The organism is Sinomonas sp. P10A9 (assembly GCF_041022165.1).
Lineage (GTDB): Bacteria > Actinomycetota > Actinomycetes > Actinomycetales > Micrococcaceae > Sinomonas > Sinomonas puerhi.
The window spans coordinates 1,477,395-1,496,752 of record NZ_CP163302.1 but is presented as its reverse complement, the minus strand read 5'-3'; the positions used below and the strand labels follow the sequence as shown (position 1 = coordinate 1,496,752).

General features: G+C 71.9%; 16 protein-coding genes. 10 read left to right on the top strand and 6 right to left on the bottom strand.

The genetic code is table 11. The annotated features are described in order from the left end of the window. Window positions 1-154 precede the first annotated feature (154 nt). The 3 genes from AB5L97_RS06735 to AB5L97_RS06725 are packed head-to-tail and all read left to right on the top strand — an operon-like array spanning window position 155 to window position 5,492. Window positions 155-1,684, top strand: coding sequence for an MFS transporter (locus AB5L97_RS06735; RefSeq protein ID WP_423246825.1), 1,530 nt, complete (start codon window positions 155-157; stop codon window positions 1,682-1,684). Next, window positions 1,681-3,924, top strand: a complete 2,244-nt coding sequence (locus AB5L97_RS06730; protein ID WP_369047372.1) for a molybdopterin oxidoreductase family protein — start codon at window positions 1,681-1,683, stop codon at window positions 3,922-3,924. The genes AB5L97_RS06735 and AB5L97_RS06730 overlap by 4 nt, the downstream gene beginning before the upstream one ends. Next, window positions 3,921-5,492 (top strand): FAD-dependent oxidoreductase, encoded by a 1,572-nt coding sequence (locus tag AB5L97_RS06725; RefSeq protein WP_369046964.1) that lies wholly within the window; start codon window positions 3,921-3,923, stop codon window positions 5,490-5,492. The genes AB5L97_RS06730 and AB5L97_RS06725 overlap by 4 nt, the downstream gene beginning before the upstream one ends. Here the strand turns inward: AB5L97_RS06725 and AB5L97_RS06720 are convergent. The 3 genes from AB5L97_RS06720 to AB5L97_RS06710 all read right to left on the bottom strand — a co-directional run bounded on the left by AB5L97_RS06720 (window position 5,458) and on the right by AB5L97_RS06710 (window position 8,885). Beyond that, window positions 5,458-6,759 (bottom strand): benzoate/H(+) symporter BenE family transporter, encoded by a 1,302-nt coding sequence (locus AB5L97_RS06720; RefSeq protein ID WP_369046963.1) that lies wholly within the window; start codon window positions 6,757-6,759, stop codon window positions 5,458-5,460. The genes AB5L97_RS06725 and AB5L97_RS06720 overlap by 35 nt on opposite strands. A 105-nt stretch (window positions 6,760-6,864) precedes the next feature. Further along, the gene (locus tag AB5L97_RS06715; protein ID WP_369046962.1) at window positions 6,865-7,386 is read right to left on the bottom strand and encodes a hemerythrin domain-containing protein; all 522 of its coding nucleotides are present in this window, start codon (window positions 7,384-7,386) and stop codon (window positions 6,865-6,867) included. Between the two features lie 74 nt (window positions 7,387-7,460). Continuing rightward, entirely contained in the window at window positions 7,461-8,885 is a 1,425-nt protein-coding gene (locus tag AB5L97_RS06710) for an NAD(P)H-quinone dehydrogenase (protein ID WP_307957250.1), read from the bottom strand. A gap of 119 nt (window positions 8,886-9,004) precedes the next feature. On the opposite strand from AB5L97_RS06710, the gene AB5L97_RS06705 reads away from it, so the two are divergent. Both AB5L97_RS06705 and AB5L97_RS06700 read left to right on the top strand, forming a co-directional pair. Beyond that, on the top strand, window positions 9,005-9,802 hold the full coding sequence (locus AB5L97_RS06705; protein ID WP_369046961.1) for a purine-nucleoside phosphorylase: 798 nt from the start codon (window positions 9,005-9,007) through the stop codon (window positions 9,800-9,802). Between the two features lie 13 nt (window positions 9,803-9,815). Then, the gene (locus tag AB5L97_RS06700; RefSeq protein ID WP_369046960.1) at window positions 9,816-11,672 is read left to right on the top strand and encodes a phospho-sugar mutase; all 1,857 of its coding nucleotides are present in this window, start codon (window positions 9,816-9,818) and stop codon (window positions 11,670-11,672) included. Window positions 11,673-11,838: 166 nt separating this feature from the next. Here the strand turns inward: AB5L97_RS06700 and AB5L97_RS06695 are convergent, their stop codons facing one another. The 3 genes from AB5L97_RS06695 to nirD form a co-directional block, all read right to left on the bottom strand. Continuing rightward, window positions 11,839-12,294: a Clp protease N-terminal domain-containing protein gene (locus AB5L97_RS06695; protein ID WP_369046959.1), complete on the bottom strand. Its 456-nt coding sequence runs from the start codon at window positions 12,292-12,294 to the stop codon at window positions 11,839-11,841. 32 nt (window positions 12,295-12,326) lie between these two features. Continuing rightward, a complete protein-coding gene (locus AB5L97_RS06690) occupies window positions 12,327-12,536 on the bottom strand; it encodes a helix-turn-helix domain-containing protein (RefSeq protein ID WP_369046958.1) in 210 nt (69 codons plus the stop codon). A gap of 71 nt (window positions 12,537-12,607) precedes the next feature. Next, complete coding sequence (gene nirD, locus AB5L97_RS06685; protein WP_307957245.1) at window positions 12,608-12,997, bottom strand: nitrite reductase small subunit NirD; 390 nt, start codon at window positions 12,995-12,997, stop codon at window positions 12,608-12,610. Between the two features lie 336 nt (window positions 12,998-13,333). On the opposite strand from nirD, the gene nirB reads away from it, so the two are divergent. The 5 genes from nirB to AB5L97_RS06660 all read left to right on the top strand — a co-directional run bounded on the left by nirB (window position 13,334) and on the right by AB5L97_RS06660 (window position 19,329). Beyond that, on the top strand, window positions 13,334-15,964 hold the full coding sequence (gene nirB / locus AB5L97_RS06680) for a nitrite reductase large subunit NirB (RefSeq protein ID WP_423246844.1): 2,631 nt from the start codon (window positions 13,334-13,336) through the stop codon (window positions 15,962-15,964). A gap of 2 nt (window positions 15,965-15,966) precedes the next feature. After that, window positions 15,967-17,067, top strand: a complete 1,101-nt coding sequence (gene cobA, locus AB5L97_RS06675; RefSeq protein ID WP_369046957.1) for a uroporphyrinogen-III C-methyltransferase — start codon at window positions 15,967-15,969, stop codon at window positions 17,065-17,067. Between the two features lie 29 nt (window positions 17,068-17,096). Continuing rightward, on the top strand, window positions 17,097-18,278 hold the full coding sequence (locus AB5L97_RS06670; RefSeq protein ID WP_369046956.1) for a uroporphyrinogen-III synthase: 1,182 nt from the start codon (window positions 17,097-17,099) through the stop codon (window positions 18,276-18,278). A 90-nt stretch (window positions 18,279-18,368) separates the two neighbouring features. Then, complete coding sequence (gene deoC / locus AB5L97_RS06665; RefSeq protein WP_369046955.1) at window positions 18,369-19,064, top strand: deoxyribose-phosphate aldolase; 696 nt, start codon at window positions 18,369-18,371, stop codon at window positions 19,062-19,064. 34 nt (window positions 19,065-19,098) lie between these two features. Next, window positions 19,099-19,329 (top strand): hypothetical protein, encoded by a 231-nt coding sequence (locus AB5L97_RS06660; protein ID WP_307957241.1) that lies wholly within the window; start codon window positions 19,099-19,101, stop codon window positions 19,327-19,329. Window positions 19,330-19,358 lie beyond the last annotated feature (29 nt).

Here is a 19,358-nt window from a genome sequence, read left to right as displayed (position 1 = left end):
AGGATTGACTTTCGGCCCTGGGTTTGAGTACAAGCCATCCTACGTCCGGCCCGTCCAAGCAACGGACAAATTGTCCGCATAGTGAGACGCCGAAACCTCGGCGAAACAGCGGGGTCCCCCGCCTCACGGGATCCCGCGGGTCGCGGAGAGGTGGATGTCACAACCTGTTTACGGCTGGCGCGGCTCCGCGAAACGCCACGTTCCTACCGTGGAAGGCAAGCACAGACCCCGCTCCCGAGGAGGACCAGTGAGCACCGAATCCCAGACGGCGCACGACGCCGCACCCGCATCTACCCGGGAAACCTCGCTCCGTCTCGACGTCCGCAAGGGCCGTTGGATCGAGCACTGGGATCCCGAGGACACCCACCAGTGGGAGCGCGAGGGCCGCACCGTGGCCCGGCGCAACCTGCGGTGGTCGGTCTTCGCGGAGTTCCTGGGGTTCGTGGTGTGGCAGCTGTGGTCGATCGTCGTCGTCCAGCTCCCGGCTGCGGGCTTCGCCTTCGACACCGCCCAGACGTTCTGGCTGCTCTCCATGCCGAGCCTCGTCGGCGCGACCCTGCGCATCCCCTACACGTTCATGGTCTCCCGCTTCGGCGGCCGCAACTGGACCATCGTCTCCGCGCTCCTCCTGCTGATCCCCGCGATCGGCCTCGCGGCCTGCGTTTCGAACGCCTCAACGCCGTTCTGGCTCATGCTCGCGGTCGCGGGCCTGGCCGGGTTCGGCGGGGGCAACTTCGCGAGCTCGATGGCCAACATCACGTTCTTCTTCCCCGCGAAGGAGAAGGGGTGGGCGCTCGGCCTCAACGCGGCGGGCGGCAACCTCGGGGCGGCGGTCGCACAGCTGGCCGTCCCGGTCGCGGTGGGCCTCACTGCAGCCCTCCTCACCGGCGCGCACGGCGCAACCCTCGCCGTGGCGGGCCTCATGTGGATCCCGCTGATCCTCGTCGCGGCCTTCGGCGCGTGGCGGAACATGGACAACCTCTCCCATGCGAAGGGCGACGTCGCGGGCTCGCTCGCCGCGCTGAGGGAACCGCACCTGTGGGTCATCGCGTTCCTGTATGTCGGCACGTTCGGTTCATTCATCGGGTTCGGCGGAGTCTTCCCGAAGCTCATCCACGACATCTTCCCTGCCTACTCGACCTTCACACTCCACGCAGCGAGCGTCCCCGTGGCCCTCTCGCTCGCCTTCCTCGGCCCGCTCGTCGGCTCGCTCGCCCGGCCCTACGGCGGCAGGCTCGCCGACCGCTTCGGCGGCGCACGGATCACGGTCGCCTCGTTCGCGGCCATGGCGCTGACGACGCTCGCGGTCATCGCCACGCTGCCGCTCAAGAGCTTCTGGCTCTTCCTCGGTCTCTTCCTGGTGCTCTTCGCGGCAAGCGGCATCGGCAACGGCTCGACGTACCGCATGATCCCGGCCATCTTCGCGACCTCCAGCCGCGCCGCGCGCGCCGGCACCGCGCCGTCGTACACTGCCCGGCTCGCATCCGCCGCCCTCGGACTCATTTCGGCGATCGGCGCCTACGGCGGGTTCGTCATCCCGCAGGTACTGGGCGCCTCGAGCAGCTCGACGGGCTCCTACGTCCCCGCCTTCTTCGGGTTCGTGGGCGCCTACGTGCTCATGCTCGCGGTCTCGTGGGCCTGCTACCTGCGACGCGGCGCACGCGCCGCACGGGCAGGGGTGTGACGGTGACGGCCACGCACTGCCCCTACTGTGCGCTCCAGTGCGCGATGTCCGTGGTGGCGGCGCCGCAGGGCCCACCCACGGGCCCGGCAGCGGCCGCACCTGAGGTGGCAGGGCGCGAGTTCCCGACCAACCGCGGCGGGCTGTGCCGCAAGGGCTGGACGGCCGCCGAGCTGCTCGGCCACCCCGAGCGCCTCACCGAGCCGCTCCTCCGCTCGGACGACGGCGAGCTCCGCCCGGTGAGCTGGGACGTGGCACTGACGAGGATTGCCGCGGAGGTGCGGACGGCACAGGACCGGTACGGGAAGGACGCGGTCGGCGTGTTCGGAGGCGGGGGCCTCACGAACGAGAAGGCGTACCTGCTGGGCAAATTCGCCCGCGTCGCGCTGGGCACCTCGCGCATCGACTACAACGGCCGGTTCTGCATGTCCTCCGCCGCGGCGGCAGCGAACCGCGCGTTCGGACTCGACCGCGGGCTGCCGTTCCCCGTCGCGGACCTCGCCGGTGCGGACACGGTCCTCCTGCTGGGCTCCAACGTGGCGGAAACCATGCCTCCGTTCGTGCAGCACCTCGCCGGCGCGCGGGATGCCGGCGGTCTCATCGTCGTCGACCCCCGCCGCTCCGCGACAGCGGCGCTCACGGCCGACGGCGCCGGGCTCCACCTCCAGCCCGCCCCCCACACGGACCTCATCCTGCTCCTCGGGCTCGCGCACGTGGTCATCAACGGCGGCCACGCCGCCCGCGGCTACCTCACCGAGCGCACGGAGGGCATGGAGGACCTGATCCGCTCGGTGGCGCCATGGTGGCCCGAGCGCGTGCAGGCGGCCACCGGCGTCCCCGCGGCCCTCCTCCGCGAGACGGCCGCACGCCTCGCGCACTCGGCCCGCACCGGCTCGTGCTACATCCTCACGGGCCGCGGCATCGAGCAGCACGCGGACGGCACGGACACGGCGACCGCTGCGATCAACCTCGCCCTCCTGCTCGGCCTGCCCGGCTCGGCGCGCGGCGGCTACGGCACGCTCACGGGCCAGGGCAACGGCCAGGGCGGCCGCGAGCACGGGCAGAAGGCGGACCAGCTCCCCGGCTACCGCAAGATCACCGATCCCGCGGCGCGCGAGCACCTCGCCCGCGTCTGGGGCGTCCCCGAGGCGAGCATCCCCGGCCCGGGGCTGCCGGCGGTCGAGCTCCTCGCGTCCCTGGGCGCGCCGGCGGCCGAGGGCCAGACGGGCGGCGTGCGGTGCCTGTTCGTGCACGGTGCCAACATCGTGGTCTCCGCCCCCGACGCCACCGCAGTCCGCCGCGGGCTGCAGGCGCTCGACTTCCTCGTGGTGAGCGACTTCTTCCTCTCCGAGACGGCCCTCGAGGCGGACCTCGTGCTGCCCGTCCTGCAGTGGGCCGAGGAGGAGGGCACCATGACGAATCTGGAGGGCCGCGTGCTGCGGCGCCGGCGGGCCGTCAGCCCTCCCGCCGGGGCCCGGTCCGAGCTGTGGATCCTCAACCGGCTCGCGGCGCTCCTGGACGCCCCGTCAGCCTTCCCCGAAGACCCACGCGAGGTGTTCGAGGAACTGCGCGCCGCCTCGGCGGGTGGGCCCGCCGACTACTCGGGGATCACCTACGAGCGGCTCGACGCCGGAGAGTCGCTGCACTGGCCGTGCCCCCAGGGACCGGACGGGCTCCCCTCGGCGGGGACCCCGCGGCTCTTCGCCGAGCGCTTCGCGCACGCCGACGGCCGTGCGCGGCTCGTCGCCGTCCGGGCCGCCGCCCCCGTGCGTCCGTCCGGGCGCGGCGAGCTCGTGCTCGCGACCGGCCGAGTGCTCGAGCAGTACCAGTCCGGCACGCAGACCCGCCGGGTCGCCTCCCTCTCGGCCGCCCAGCCCGAGGGCCGGCTCTCGCTGCATCCCGCAGCGGCCTCGGGGCTCGGGATCGCGGACGGCGACTGGGTGCGGGTCCGGCGTTCCGGTGAGGCCGCGGCTGCGCGGGCTTCGTCGGCGGGCCCTGCGGTCCTGGTCCGCGCCGAGCTCTCCCTCAGCGTCCGCCCGGACACGGTCTTCCTTCCGTTCCACTTCCCCGGTTCCGCCGCGGCCAACCGCGTCACCGAGGCCCGCACCGACCCCATCTCCGGCATGCCCGAGTTCAAGACGACCCACGTGATCGTCGAGCGGGCGCCGGTCCAGGGCACCGTCTTCGTCCCCGCGGCGCGCCCCACCCTCGCCGCAGCGCCCGACCTCCAGGAGACACCGTGACCAGCCCGCTCCCCCAGCGCGCCGAGCCCTCGGGCCGCCCGCCGCGCATCGTCGTCGTGGGCTTCGGACCCGTCGCCGCCCGGTTCGTGGACGAGATGCTCCCCGCGGCGACCGCGGGAGCCGTCGAGGTCACCGTGGTCGGCGACGAGGAGCACGCCGCCTACAACCGGGTCCTCGTCGCGGACCTCGGCGTCGGCAGGACGCATCTGGGCCTCATGGGCCTCGCCGACGCGGACCAGCTCGCGGCGGAGAACGTGCGCGTCCTCGTCGGAACCCGCGCGGTGCGCCTCGACCGCTCCCGCAGGCTCGTCCATCTGGCCAGCGGGGAGACGATCCCGTATGACCGCGTGGTCCTCGCGACGGGCGCGCGCGCCGTCGTGCCCAACCTGACCGGCCTCAACCCGGATCCGCTCCACCCGGTCCTTCCGCCGGGCGTCACGGCGCTCCGCGACACGCACGACGCCGCCCGGCTGGCTGCGGCGGTCGAGGCGCGCGGGCGGATCGTGGTCCTCGGCGGCGGTGTCCTGGGCCTCGAGGCCGCACTCGCCGCGAGCGAGGAGGGGGCCACGGTGACGGTGGTCCACCACGGCGACCGGCCGCTCGGCCGCTCGATCGACGGGCTCGGCGGAGCAACCCTTGCCGCGGTCCTGCGCCGCCGGGGGATCCGCGTGGCGGGCAACGCCCGGTCGACGGGGCTCGAGACCGGGCCGGACGGATCGTTCCGCGCCCTCCTGCTCGAGGATGGGTCTGCGGTCGACGGGGACCTGCTGCTCCTCGCCTGCGGGGCGAGGCCCCGGACGGAGCTCGCCGAGGGCGCCGGACTCGCCGTCGGCCCCGGTGTCCTCGTCGACGCAGGCCTCGGTGCGCTGCACACCGAGCACGTGTTCGCGATCGGCGACTGCGCGCAGCCGGGCGAGACCGCCCCGAGCGGTCTCATCGGCCCCGGGTGGCGCCAGGCCGAGTGGCTCGCGGCCCGGTTCGGCCACGAACTCCTCTGCGCGCCGGCGCCCGCCCCGCTCGCGGCCGAGGGGCCCAGCGTCATCCTCCTCAAGGCCCGGGGGGTGAACCTGGCCACTGCCGGGGACGTCACGGCCGATCCCCTCGACGCCTTCGCGCTCGACCACGCCGTCGGCGAGGGAGGCCCCGCGCCGCTGAGCGTCTCAGTGTGGTCCGACCCCGAGCACGGCGCCTACGTCAAGATGGCCACCCGGTCCGGCGTCCTCGCGGGGTTCGTGGCACTGGGCATGCCCCGCGCCGCCGCCGAGCTCACGCTCCTGTACGAGTCGGGGGCCGAGCTCCCGGCAGACCGCTCGGTGATCCTGCGCCTGGACGGCCCCGAGGCGACGGTGGGCGCCGGGCTGCCCGGCATCGCGGCCGCGGCGGGCCCGGAGTCCACGCTGTGCCGCTGCGCGGGCGTGAGCCGCGGGACGGTGGAGCAGGCCGTTGCCGGAGGGTGCGCCACGACCGAGGAGGTCTCGGGCGCAACGCGTGCGGGAACCGGCTGCGGCGGCTGCCGCGACGACGTGCGCGAGCTCATCGAACGGCACTTCGCGGCCGTCGCGGCCTGAGTGCACCGAGCAGGACGTACGCTGCCGCCCCGGCCAGGAGCCCCCAGAAGGGCGCCACAATGCCGAACGCGCTGACTCCTGAGGCCGTGACCACGAGCGTGATCACCGCAGCCTCGATCGAGTGGGGCCCCGCGGCGCCGTCGCGCGAGTGGGTCACGGCGTCGATGATCGCGCCCTGGGTCGCCCCGAGGAGGGCGACGCCCGCCAAGACGGTCAGGAGCGCGGCCGGCACCGCGGCGACGAGCGCCACGGCCGCCGTGCTGAACAGCCCGAACAGGATGTAGAAGACCCCGCACGAGACGCCGGCCACGTAGCGCCGGGAGGGGTCCCGGTGCGCCTCGCGGCCCGCGCAGATCCCTGCCGTGATGGCCGCGAGGTTGATCCCGTGCGAGCCGAAGGGTGCCGAGACGAGCCAGGCGAGGGACGCGCCGCCGATCATGAGCCGGTCCCCGGCGCTGTACCCGAGCTGGCGCATCATCGCCAGCCCCGGCGCATTCTGACCGGCCATCGTCACGACGAGCAGCGGCACCGAGATGCCGACAATGGCCGGCGCGCCGAACGTCGGGGTGGTCCAGACGGGACCGGCGAAGTCCCACGCGACACTCGGCGCAGCGATGCCGCCCGTCGCCGAAGCAAGCACGACGCCGGCCGCGAGCGCCACGAGGACGGCGTAGCGCGGCGCGAACCGACGCCCGGCGAGGAACGCGAGGACGAGCCCGCCGGCCACGAGCGGAGCATCGACGACGGCGCCGCTCGCCTTGAGCACGAACGGCAGCAGGACTCCCGCCAGCACGGCCGCCACCACGGGCTTGGGGACCGCATCAAGGATCTTCCCGAACAGGCCGGTCACGCCGAGTACGAGCGCCATTGCCGCCGCGACGATGTAGGCGCCGAGGGCATCGCTGTACGAGTAGTGGCCGAGCGCAGTGAGCAGGAGGGCCGCACCCGGCACGGACCAGGCCACGACGACGGGCTGCCGCGTGAGCAGGCTCAGGACGACACACGTGATCCCGCTCGCGATCGCAATCGAGCTCACCCACGACGCGGTCAGCTCGGCGCTGAGGTGCGCGGCCTGGGCGGCCTGCAGGACCACGACCATGGGCCCCGCGTACGAAATCGACACGGCGATGAAGCCGGCGGCGACGGCAGAGAACGACGCCGCCGCAAGCAGCCCCTGCCCGCGCAGACGCACTGTGCCCTCCGCCGCTGAGCCTCCACCGACGCCGGCGCCCTCGCCGCTGGCGAGTTCCTCTGCGGTCTTGGTCATGGTCCCTCCTCGCGCTGCGACCTTGCCTGTGACGGAGGCCACGGTAGCTCAGAGGGCGGATATGGGCCGAAACTCCGTGCGTCTCAATCCGAGGGGGCCACGGGCCTACTGCCCGACGACCTCCTCGAGCCCAGCCACCGCCTTGGCGAGCGAGAGGTCCGGGTTCCGCGCGATGTAGGGGAAGAGCAGCTCGTTCTCCTTGCGGAGGTGGAGCGCGAACGCACGGGTGATCACGAGGCCCAGCGCAGCAGCCCGCGCACCCTCGGCGGGCCGGAGCTCCTCGACGAGGCCGATGATCGTCCGGTGGTCCAGGAGCATGCCCTCCACCAGGAGCCGGCCCTCCGGCGTCTCTCGCGCCGGGCCGTACAGCGGCCCTTCCTCGGCCACGGCGTGCGGAATGAGCTCGTCCTCGCACCAGGCAACGAGGTTGGCATGCTCGTCGTACGCGGTGCCGCCGTCTCCCCCGGCGACGGCGGCGATCAGGGCATCGGACAGCGCCGTCACCCGGTGCAGCATGTGGGTGTGGTGCTCCTCGATGGCTGCCAGGGCATCCTTGTCGTTGTCGAACGCGCTGTGCGAATGCGCGTGGGAGTGGGAGTGCGCGTGTCCATCATCGGTGTGTGCCATGCCGCCATCGTCCCGCGCACCACCGACAGTCCTCAAGGGACCACGGACCCGAAGACCTCCGTGGAGGGCCTCTGCTACATGTGCACGTGCAGGCGGCGGGCGGCCTCGGCGATCGAACCGGTCAGGGACGGGTACACGGCGTAGGTGTTCGCCACGTCGTCCACATGGAGCTTCTGCTCGACGGCCATCGCGAGCCCGAAGATGAGCTCCGAGGCGTTCGAGCCCATGACCACCGCGCCGATGAGCGTCCCCGAGCCCTTGCGCGAGATGACCTTGATGAAGCCGTCTGTCGTGTTGCGCATTTTGGCCCGAGGGTTGCTCTTGAGCCGCAGCATCACGACGTCGCCGGCGACCCGACCGCTCGTGACATCCTCCTCCGAGACGCCCACCGAGGCGATCTCGGGCGAGGTGAAGATGTTGGACGCGACGTGGTTGAGGTTGAGCGGGGTGACCTGGTCGCCGAGGATGTGCGCTACGGCGATGCGGCCCTGCATCGCGGCCACCGAGGCCAGCGCCAGGACACCCGTGCAGTCCCCCGCGGCGTAGACGTTGGTCGCGGTGGTGCGGGAGACGCCGTCGACCTTGATGTGGCCGCTCTCGGTGACCGCAACGCCGGCCTGCGCGAGGCCGATCCCGTCGGTGTTGGGGATGGATCCCACGCACAGGAGGCAGTGGGTGCCCGTCACCTTGGTGCCGTCGCCGAGGGTCACGGCCACGCCGTCGCCGGTCCGCTCGACCGCCTCAGCGCGGGACCGGGACAGGACGCGGACGCCGCGGCGGGCGAAGACCTTCTCGAGCACCTCGGCCCCGTTCGTGTCGGAGCCGGGGAGGACCCGGTCGCGGGACGAGATGAGGGTGACGTTGGAGCCGAGGCCGTTGTACGCCGAGGCGAACTCGGCGCCGGTCACGCCCGAGCCCACCACGATGAGTTCCTCGGGGATCTCCTCGAGGCTGTAGATCTGGGCCCAGTTGAGGATGCGCTCGCCGTCGGGGCGGGCCGTAGGCAGTTCCCGGGGGTGTGCGCCCACGGCGAGGATCACGGCATCGGACTCGATGCGCTCGACGCCGTCCACCGTCGTGGCCTCGATCACGCTGCCGTCGACGAGCCGACCGGAGCCCATGACGATCCGCACGCCCTGGGCCGCCAGCCCCGCCCGGATGTCTTCGGACTGCTGCCTCGCGAGCCCGAGCAGCCGGTCATTGACGATGCGGAGGTCGGCGTGGAGGTCGGAGCGCTGGAGCGGTCCGCCCCCCTCCGAGGCGAGGCGCAGGCCCAGCGCCGAAGAGGCCTCCTCGACGCGGGTCATGAGGTCTGCGGTGGCGATGAGGGTCTTGGAGGGGACCACGTCGGTCAGCACCGCCGAGCCGCCGAGGCCGGCACGCTCGACGATCGTCACCCTGGCGCCGAGCGAGGCCGCGACCGATGCCGCCTCGTAGCCGCCCGGGCCGCCGCCGAGGATTGCGATATGAGGAGCCGCGAAGTCAGGATTCATCGTCACGGACACCCATTCTGCCCCGGCTGCGCGCTGTGGGCCATTCCCGCCCCGCGTACGCGCGTGCTCCGGGTCGTGCAGATTGGTAGGTTCTTCCTGTGACGACAACGGCGAGGACGGCGATCATGGACAGTCCCTTCGAACTGGCCCATGCCGCGGCAGACCACATTGCGCGGGCAACCGGCGTTCAGCAGCACCACATCGCGCTGGTCCTCGGCTCCGGCTGGGGCGGCGCGGCGGATCTCGTCGGCGAGACCACGGCAACGCTCGAGGCGTCCGAAATCCCCGGATTCTCGGCGCCGGCCGTCGAGGGGCACGTAGCGACCATCCGCTCGGCGCTCACCCCGGACGGCAAGCGCGCCCTCGTCCTCGGAGCCCGGACCCACTACTACGAGGGCAAGGGCGTGCGCGCGGTCGCACACGGTGTGCGCACGGCCGCGGCTGCCGGCTGCCGGGTCGTGGTCCTGACCAACGGGTGCGGCGGGCTCAATGCGGACTGGGCGCCGGGCACCCCAGTGCTCATCAGCGACCACATCAACCTCACGGCCGCCTCCCCCCTCGAGGGCGCGACCTTCGTGGACCTCACGGACCTGTACTCCGCGCGGCTGAGGGCCGTGGCACGTTCCGTGGACCCGAGCCTCGCCGAGGGCGTCTATGCCCAGTTCACCGGGCCGCACTACGAGACGCCGGCGGAAGTCCAGTACGCCAAGCGGATCGGAGCGGACCTCGTCGGCATGTCCACGGCACTCGAGGCGATCGCCGCACGCCATGCCGGGCTCGAGGTCTTCGGAATCTCGCTTGTGACCAATCTCGCGGCAGGCATCGGCACCGAACCGCTGAGCCACGAGGAAGTCCTCGAGGCGGGCCGCGCCGCGGGACCGCGCATCTCACGCCTCCTCGCCGACGTCATCGCCGCGATCTGAAGGACTGCACCCCATGAGCACGCTCCCCCCTGGAACGCCCGACCTCGCCGAACTCGCCCCGCTGGCAGAGGCCTGGGCGGCAACAGACCCCGACCCCGAGACGGCCGCGCAGCTGCGCGAGACCCTCGCGCGGGCCTCCGAGGCGGATCCCTCGCCCGCCCGCGATGCGGCCGTCCAGGAGCTCTCGGACGCCTTCTCGGGGACGCTCGAGTTCGGCACCGCCGGCCTGCGCGCTGCGCTCGGGCCCGGGCCGAACCGGATGAACCGTGTCACGGTGCGCCGGGCCGCGGCCGGGATCGCGGCTTTCCTGACGCGCCGGGTCTCTGCGGCGGACGACGACGGCGCCCCGCCGCGCGCGGTCGTCGGCTACGACGCGCGCACCAACTCCGACGTCTTCGCGGCCGAGACGGCGGCGATCTTCACCGCGGCCGGGATCGACGCCTGCCTCCTGCCGTCGGCGCTGCCCACGCCCGTTCTGGCGTACGCGCTGCGGGCCCTCGGCTGCGATGCGGGTGTCATGGTCACTGCGAGCCACAACCCGCCGCAGGACAACGGCTACAAGGTCTACCTCGGCGGCCGCGCTGTGGAGGAGGCCGGGCGCGGCGCACAGATCGTCGCCCCGATCGACGCGGAGATCTCCGAGCTCATCGGGAGCGTCGGTCCGGTCGGGGACATCGCCCTGGCCGAGAGCGGCTGGACCGTGCTCCCGGCGAGCATCGCCGCGGACTACCGCGACGCCGTCGTGCGTCTCGCCAAGCCGGAGATGTTCCCCGCGCGGGACCTCAGGGTAGTCCTCACGCCCATGCACGGTGTGGGCGGCGAGACGGCCATCAGCGTGCTGACGGCGGCCGGATTCACCGACGTCTCGCTCGTCCCCGAGCAGGCGCAGCCCGACCCCGCGTTCCCGACGGTCGCCTTCCCGAACCCCGAAGAGGCCGGTGCTCTGGACCTGGCCATCTACGCCGCGAAGTCCGCCGGCGCGGACCTCGTGATCGCCAATGATCCCGACGCCGACCGCTGCGCCGTGGCCGCCCCGGACCCGGCGACCGGCGAGTGGCGCATGCTGCGCGGCGACGAGGTAGGCGCACTCCTGGGCTCGCACGTGGCGCGCCGCCTCGGGCGGGCCCAGGGCCTGACGGACGACGACGTCCCCCTGCCGGCCGCCGACGGCTCACCCGCCGCCGATCCTCTGGCAGCGGCGGACGGGGATCTCGCGGCCTCAGAAGCCGCGCCCGTCTTCGCGAACTCGATCGTCTCGTCCCGACTGTTGGCCAGGATCGCGGCGTCGGCCGGTCTGGGCCACCGCGAGACCCTCACCGGCTTCAAGTGGATCTCCCGCGTGCCGGGCCTCGTGTACGGATACGAGGAGGCCCTCGGCTATTGCGTCGCACCCGGTCTCGTGAGGGACAAGGACGGCATCTCCGCGGCCCTGCTCGTCGCCGAGCTGGCCGCGGACGCGAAGGCCCACGGCCAGACCGTCTTCGACCGGCTCGATGCGCTGCACGTGCTGCACGGCGTGCATCTGACCGACCAGCTGAGCGTTCGCGTGGCGGACCTCGGCCTGCTGGACGCAATGATGACGCGCCTGCGGCACGACCCACCGGCCTCCTTCGCCGACTCCCCCGTCGAGACGGCCCTGGACCTCTCGACCGGTTCCGAGGAGTTGCCTCCCACCGAGGGGCTCCAATGGGTGACGCGGGACGCGACGAGAGTCATCATCCGCCCGAGCGGCACCGAGCCGAAGCTCAAGTGCTATCTCGAGGTGATCCGTCCCGTGGACAACTCGGCGGAGCTCGGCGAGGCACGCCAGGCAGCGCGGCACGCGCTGGACGCGGCGATCGACGACGTGCGCGAAGCCCTCGGGCTCTGACCGGGCGGCGCTACGTCCGCGGGCGCCGTCGCTCGCGGGCAAAACACTCCCGCCCGGGCACGACGTCGCTCGCGGGCATAACCGGCCCGCGGCAACAACGGTTATGCCGCCCAGGGACGGTCATCTCGCCCAAGGGCGGTCATCCGCAAATGAACGACCCGTGCGTTCATGCAGCGAGCCGCGCGCGGACCGTGCGCGGGTCAACGCCCAAGCGCGCGAGGAGCGATGCCGCGGGGTCGGGCTCCGGTGCGTCCAGGAGCGCGAGGATCAGGTGCCGCCCTGTGATCGTGCGGGACTTCTCGGAAGCCGCGTACCCGACAGAGCGGGAAAGGACGCCCTTCGCCCCCGACGCGAAGGGCAGGCGCCCCACCCTCCCCGGGACCTGGGCGAGCAGTCCCGGCCCCGGATCGATGCCGACGGCGGCGAGCGCCTCACGGTCGAGGGCCTCCTCGGCGGCGCGTGCATCCTCGAGTCCGGTGCCGAGGATCGCGGCACTGTCGGGGTCGTGGAGGAGGCCGAGCAGGAGGTGCTGCGTGCCGATGCGCCGGTCTCCCCGGCGCTCGGCCTCGTGCATCCCCTCGGTCACGGTGGTGCGTGCCGCGGCTGCGAATCGTTCGAACATGTCATCCGCCCTTCAGATGGACAGGGCGCGCCTCAGCGCACCTTGCCGTGCTTGGTATGGACGGACTGGCGGGACACCCCGAGGGCGTCCCCGATCTGCTCCCAGGTCCAGCCGCGCTCGCGGGCGAGCGCCACGTAGCGCGTCTCCGTGGACTCGGCGAGTCGATGGAGCGCGCCGACGGCGCGCAGGCCCACCGCGGGGTCCTCGGATTGCAGGGAGTGTGAGATCTGCTGTTCCTCCATACCTGTCAATCTAGACTGACAGGTAGGCCGTGTCAATGCAAACTGACAGGAACAGCTTGCGCTGGGAGTACTCAGGCCGCGATCTGCACGATGCCGTTGACTACGCGGGTCGGGAAGGCAGCGATGGACGTGCCGGGCGCGTCGAGCCGCTCCCCCGTCGCCAGGTCGTAGACCTGCTTGTGCAGTGGGGAGGCGATCGTGCGGCGCTCGCCGCGCGAGCCCACGATGCCGCGCGCCATGACATGGGCCTCGGTCGCGGGATCGCGCTGCTCGACGGCGAAGACCTCGTCCGTCGCGAGACGGAAGACGGCGATCTGCCGTCCACCGATGAGCGCCGCCTCGCCCCAGTTGGGCTCAAGGTCAGTGAGGTTGCAGACGCTGTGCCACGCGCCCGCCGGAAGGGCGAGGGCGGCGTCGTCCGTTGGGGCGGCGGGGGCTGGTGAGTCTGCGGTGATCGTCATGCCTCAACGCTACGGAGTAGGCGATTTCGGCGGGGTTGAGTCTGTGTCACAGCCACGTAAAACCGCCCTCACACCAACCGAAACATCCTCGTGACAGCGAAGTTAATCGGCCGTTACACACGGGCAACTGGTCCGAAACTGCGGGTTCCTACGCTGGAGGAAATCGTTTCGCCGGCGCCTTGTCGGCGCCCACTTCGACGGAAGGCCCCGCACGTGAGCATTCCCCTTCAGCCCGAGAACGCACCCTCCCCGGCCCCGGAGGCTGGCGCACGCCCAGCTCCGCGACGCGTCGTCGTGATCGGCGGCGGTCCCGCCGCGCACCGCTTCGTGGACGCGATGGCCGCCCGCGGCCTCGACGGCTTCGAGGTCACCGCGATCGCCGAGGAGGCGCACCTCCCCTATGACCGCGTGGCGCTCTCCAAGGCCCTCACCGGGGACCCGGCCGACGTCGACCTCACGCTCGGCGACCCCACCATGTGGGATCTGGCGGGCGTGACGCTCCGCACCGGGGCCCGCGCCGTGCGCATCGACACCGACGCCCGCATCGTCTACACGGAGGACGGCCGCGGCCAGACCGACCGGCACGCGTACGACGAGCTCGTGCTCGCGACCGGCTCGAATGCGGCCCGGCTCCCCATCCCCGGCGCCGACAAGTCATACGTGTACCGGACGCTCGAGGACGTCTGGTTCCTCCGCGCCGAGATCGGCCGCCTGGCCGAGGATCTGGGCCGCACGCCCGTCGTCGCCGTGATCGGCGGAGGCCTCCTCGGCATCGAGGCCGCGGCGGGCGCGCAGTCCCTAGGCGCCGAGTCCATCATCATCGACGGCTCGCCGTGGCCCATGAACAGGCAGCTCGACGAGGGCGCAGGCCAGGCACTCACCCGCCTCATCGGGGCCAAGGGCTTCACGATCCACGGCGGCGTGTTCCCCTCCGAGGTCCAGACGGACGACGCCGGCCGGGTCACCGGCGTCGTCATGGCCGACGAACGCGTCATCGACGCTGACCTCGTCGTCGTCGCGATCGGCGTCCGCCCCCGCGACGAGCTCATCCGCGCGGCGGTCGATGCGGCCGCCGAGACGGGCAACGCGGGCCGGGCGAACAGCACCGATAACTCCGGCAGCGCCGGCCTCGAGCTCGGCCCGCGCGGCGGCGTCGTGATCGACGAGGCGTGCGCCACCGGGGCGCCGAATGTGTGGGCCATCGGCGAGGTCGCGAGCTTCGGCGGCATGTGCCTAGGCCTCGTGGCCCCAGCGAACACGATGGCCGAGATCGTGGCAGACCGCCTCCACGGCGGCGATGCGACGTTCCCCGGCTTCGACACGGCGACGAAGCTCAAGCTCTCGGGCGTGGACGTCGCGAGCTTCGGCGACGCGTTCGCAGCGGAGCCCGGCGCACTCGAGATCGTCTACGCGGATCCCGCCCGCGGCGTGTACCAGAAGATCGTCACGACCGACGACGCGCGCACACTCCTCGGCGGCATCTTCGTCGGCGACGCGTCCCCGTACATGGCGTTGCGCCCGCTCCTCGGCCGCGAGCTCCCGGCCGAGCCCGGCGCCTTCCTCACTGCGTCAACTGCTGGCGCAGAGGGCGGAGAGGCTCCCGAGACCGAGCTCCCCGACGACGCCATCCTCTGCTCGTGCAACAACGTCGCCGCGGGGACGCTGCGCGACGCGGTGAACGCCTGCGGGACCTGCGAAGGCAAGGATCCAGTCCAGGACGTCGCGGGCCTCAAGGCCTGCACCCGCGCCGGGACCCAGTGCGGCTCGTGTGTGCCCATGATCAAGAAGCTCCTCGAGGCCGAGCTGACCAAGTCCGGCGTGACCGTCAGCAAGGCGCTCTGCGAGCACATCTCCCTCTCGCGCCAGGAGCTGTTCGACGCGATCCGCGTCCTGCAGCTGACCTCGTTCGAGGACATCATGTCCCGGTACGGGACGGGCGCCGGGTGCGACATCTGCAAGCCCACCATCGCCTCGATCCTCGCCTCCCAGACCTCGGCCTACGTGCTCGACGCCGGCCGCGGCACCCTCCAGGACACCAACGACCGCGCGCTCGCGAACATGCAGAAGGACGGCACGTACTCCGTGGTCCCGCGCATTCCGGGCGGCGAGATCACGCCGGAGAAGCTCGGCGTGATCGCAGCCGTTGCCCAGAAGTACGGCCTGTACACGAAGATCACGGGTGGCCAGCGCATCGACATGTTCGGGGCGCGCCTCGAGCAGCTCCCCGACATCTGGGCCGAGCTCATCGCCGCGGGCATGGAGTCCGGGCAGGCCTACGGCAAGAGCCTGCGCACCGTGAAGAGCTGTGTCGGCTCGACCTGGTGCCGCTACGGCCAGCAGGACTCCGTGGGGATGGCGATCCAGCTCGAGCTGCGCTACCGCGGCCTCCGCAGCCCCCACAAGCTCAAGCTCGGCGTCTCTGGCTGCGCCCGCGAGTGCGCGGAGGCCCGGGGCAAGGACGTCGGCGTCATCGCCACTGCCGACGGCTGGAACCTGTACGTGGGCGGAAACGGCGGCGCGACCCCGGCCCACGCCCAGCTCCTCGCGAAGGACCTGGACGACGAGACGCTCATCGCCTACATCGACCGCTACTTCATGTACTACATCCGCACCGCGGACCGCCTCCAGCGCACCGCACGCTGGCAGGAAGAGCTCGATGGCGGACTCGAGCATGTGCGCCAGGTCGTCGTCGAGGACTCCCTCGGGATCGCCGCCGAACTCGAGGCCGCGATGGCCACGCATGTGGAGCACTACGAGGACGAGTGGGCCGCGACCCTGGCGGACCCCGAGCGCCTGCGCCGGTTCCGCTCCTTCGTCAACGCCCCGCAGGAACAGGACGACTCGATCGTCCACGTCCCCGAACGCGACCAGATCCGCCCCGCGACGCAGGCAGAGAGGGAGGGCGCGCGGGTATCCCTCGGCGCGTCGATCCCGGTCCGCGCTGCGGCCCTCGGCGAAGGAGTCTGACCATGGAGCTCACCCTGTCACTCGAGGGCCTTCCCGTCGTCGTCCTCGGCGACGCCGACGAATCCCGTCAGGTCCTCGCGCGCTACCGGAAGGCCGGCGCACACATCACGTTCTTCGACTCGCCCGAGTCCTACATGAGCTCAGCGGCAGTCCCGCCGAGGCCCGCGCTCGTCGCCGTCGTCGGCCGGTCCCCCAGGAGCCACGCCGCGCACGACGGCGCGTGGTCGACTGTGCTGGACCACTACCGCAGGCTCGGGGTGCCACTCGTCACGGAACCGCCCGCGGGCCTCCGCGGGCACGTTGCCCTCGTGGGCGGCGGCCCCGGCTCGCGCGGCCTCCTCACGGTCGACGCCGTCGAGGCCCTGCGCGACGCGGACATCGTCCTGTTCGACCGGCTCGCCCCGTGGCGCGAACTCGAGGAGCTCACGACAGCGCGCCTCGTCGACGTCGGCAAGCTCCCCGGCCACCACAAGGTGCCGCAAGGGGAGATCAACAGGCTCATCGTCGAGTATGCCTTGGTCGGCGTCAACGGGCGCCCCGCCAACGTGGTGCGGCTCAAGGGCGGGGACCCGTTCGTGTTCGGCCGGGGGGCCGAGGAGGCGGCAGCGTGTGCCGAGGCCGGGGTCCCCGTGCGGATCGTGTCAGGGATCTCGAGCTCGATCGCGGTCCCGGCGGCGGCCGGCATCCCGGTGACGCACCGCAACGTGAGCCACTCCTTCACCGTCATCTCGGGGCACGCCCCGCTCACCGACGCGGAGCACCTCCACCTCGCCGGGCTTGCGGCGGAAGGAGGCACCGTCGTCGTGCTCATGGGCATTGCGAACCTGCCCCACCTCGCCGCCGGGCTGCGACGGTCCGGGCTGTCCGCGCAGATGCCGCTCGCCGTCGTCGAACGCGGCCACCTTGCGGGCCAGCGCACCACCGTCACCGCCCTCGGAAGCGCGGAGGCGGACACGGCCGGGTGCGCGAACCCCGCCGTCATCGTGATCGGCGAGGTGGTCCGGCTCGCGGGGAGCGGAAGCACGGCGGACGAGGCAGCTGCCGGCCAGCTGCGCGGGATGGCCGCTGCGTTCATGATGGAGTCAGGGGGAGTCACCCCTTGACGTCTACGCCTCCGAGGGAAGCAACGCGCATGGCACAGTCACCCGATCCCGAGCTCGGCACGATGCTCGCGGGGTTCCGCGTGGGCGTCACGTCCCACCGGCGCTCGCAGGACCTCATCGAGGCGCTCGAGCGCCGTGGTGCGGAGGTGATGCATGCCCCGGTCCTCACGATCGCACCGGTCGGCCAGGACCTCGCGGTTCTCGACGACACACGCCTCACGATCGCGTCCCGGCCCGATCTGACCATCGTGACGACCGCCTACGGCATGCGCCGCTGGCTCGAGGTCGCCGACGCGGCGGGCCTCGGCGAGGACCTCCAGGACGCGCTGGGCGCATCCCGCATCTATGTGCGCGGGCCCAAGGCGCGCGGAGCCGTGCGCGCGGCGGGGCTCACGGATGTCGGGATCTCCTCCGACGAGACGACCGCGAAGCTCGTGGACCTCGTGCTGCACGACGCGGGCGGGCGGCTCGAGGGCAGCGGGATTGACGGCAGCGGGCTCGAGGGCCGCGTCCTGGAAGGCAAGCGCGTCGTCATGCAGCTCCATGGCTACACCGACAGGGTCCAGCTCGACCGGCTGCGCGATGCGGGTGCCGAGCTCATCACGGTCACGCCATACCGCTGGGTGCGGCCTGAGGGTGCCGATCGGCTCCAGGGCCTCATCGAGGCCGTGTGCGAAGGCGAGCTGGACGTCGTGACGTTCACGAGCGCTCCCGCCGTCGACGCCTTCTTCAGCACGGCGCACGAGCTGGGAGTCTATCCGCGGCTCATCACCGCGCTCCGGCAGCGCGTCGCGACAGCAGCGGTCGGTCCAGTCACGGCCGCTCCCCTCGTGGCCGCGGGCCTCCGTCCCTGGGTGCCTGACCGCTTCCGCATGGGCGCCCTCATCAAGCTCGTGACCGATCATCTCTCCCTGCGGCAGGTCGCGCGGCTCGAGACCCCGGAGGGCGTGGTCGAGCTGCGGGGCCGGACGATGGCGATCGACGGGCGCAGCCTCCAGGTCGCCCCCACCGGGATGCTCCTCTTCAAGGCCCTGTTCGATGCTGGAGGCGCGGTCGTCTCGAGGGAGACGCTCGCCCGACTCGTGTCCAGTTCGGCGTCCGACCACGCTCTCGACATGGCCGTCAACCGGCTGCGCAGCGCTCTTCCGTCGGCGGATCTGATCCAGACCGTGGTGAAGCGCGGCTATCGTCTGCGGGTCAACACTCCCTGAGGCGTGGCAATCATGTCCTGGGCGAATGTCGCCGGGGTCCGCGCGTGGGGATGTGCCAGTATGGGATGACCCAAGCGAAAGGACGCCGACGTGTCTACCGAGCCCGCACTGCCTGCCGCGGACCTTGCCGGCTACATCGACCACACCCTCCTCAAGCCGGAGGCGAGCGAGGCGGACATCCTTGCGGTGTGCAGCGAGGCCGTGCAGTACGGGTTCAAGTCGGTGTGCGTGAACCCCGTGTGGGTCAAGACCGTGACCAAGGCCCTGCGCGGCTCGGGCGTGCTCACGTGCGCTGTGGCGGGCTTCCCGCTCGGCGCGACGCCGACCGATGTGAAGGTCTTCGAGGCACGCGGGGCCACGCTCGACGGCGCGGACGAGGTGGACATGGTCATCAACATCGCCGCCGCACGGGCCAACGACCGCGGGACGCTGGTGGAAGACATCCAGGCCGTCGCCGAGGCCGTGCACGGCAGTTCCTCGATCCTCAAGGTCATCATCGAGACCTCGCTCCTGACCGATGAGCAGAAGGTCCTCGCCTGCGAGGCAGCCGTCGAGGCTGGCGCGGATTTCGTCAAGACATCGACCGGGTTCAACGGGGGCGGGGCGACCGTCGAGGACGTCGCCCTCATGCGTGCCACGGTGGGTCCCGACATCGGAGTCAAGGCTTCCGGCGGGGTGCGGAGCGTCGAGGATGCGCGGGCTATGATTGCAGCAGGTGCCACCCGGATCGGCGCGAGCTCCGGGGTGGCCATTGTTACCGGTGGCTCCGGCGCAGCCGGATACTGACAGCCGGCTACTAGACAAAGCGTTGAGGAGAGACATGTCCGACGAACAGTACAACCGCCCTCTTGAGCCGAACCCCCTGGGCGGCAGCATCATCCTCTTCGTGATCTTCATGGTCATCTTCCTGGTCGGGCTGTACGTGGTGCAGTTCCTCGACTTCACGACGGTGTGGCCCATGGCTGTGCTCATCTTCCTGTTCGCCGCGACCTTCGGCATCCCGATGACGTTCTTCGCCCACAACAACGCGGGCGACGAGCACCGCCGCTGACCGCCGCCGCCGCAGCCTGACGCCCGCCG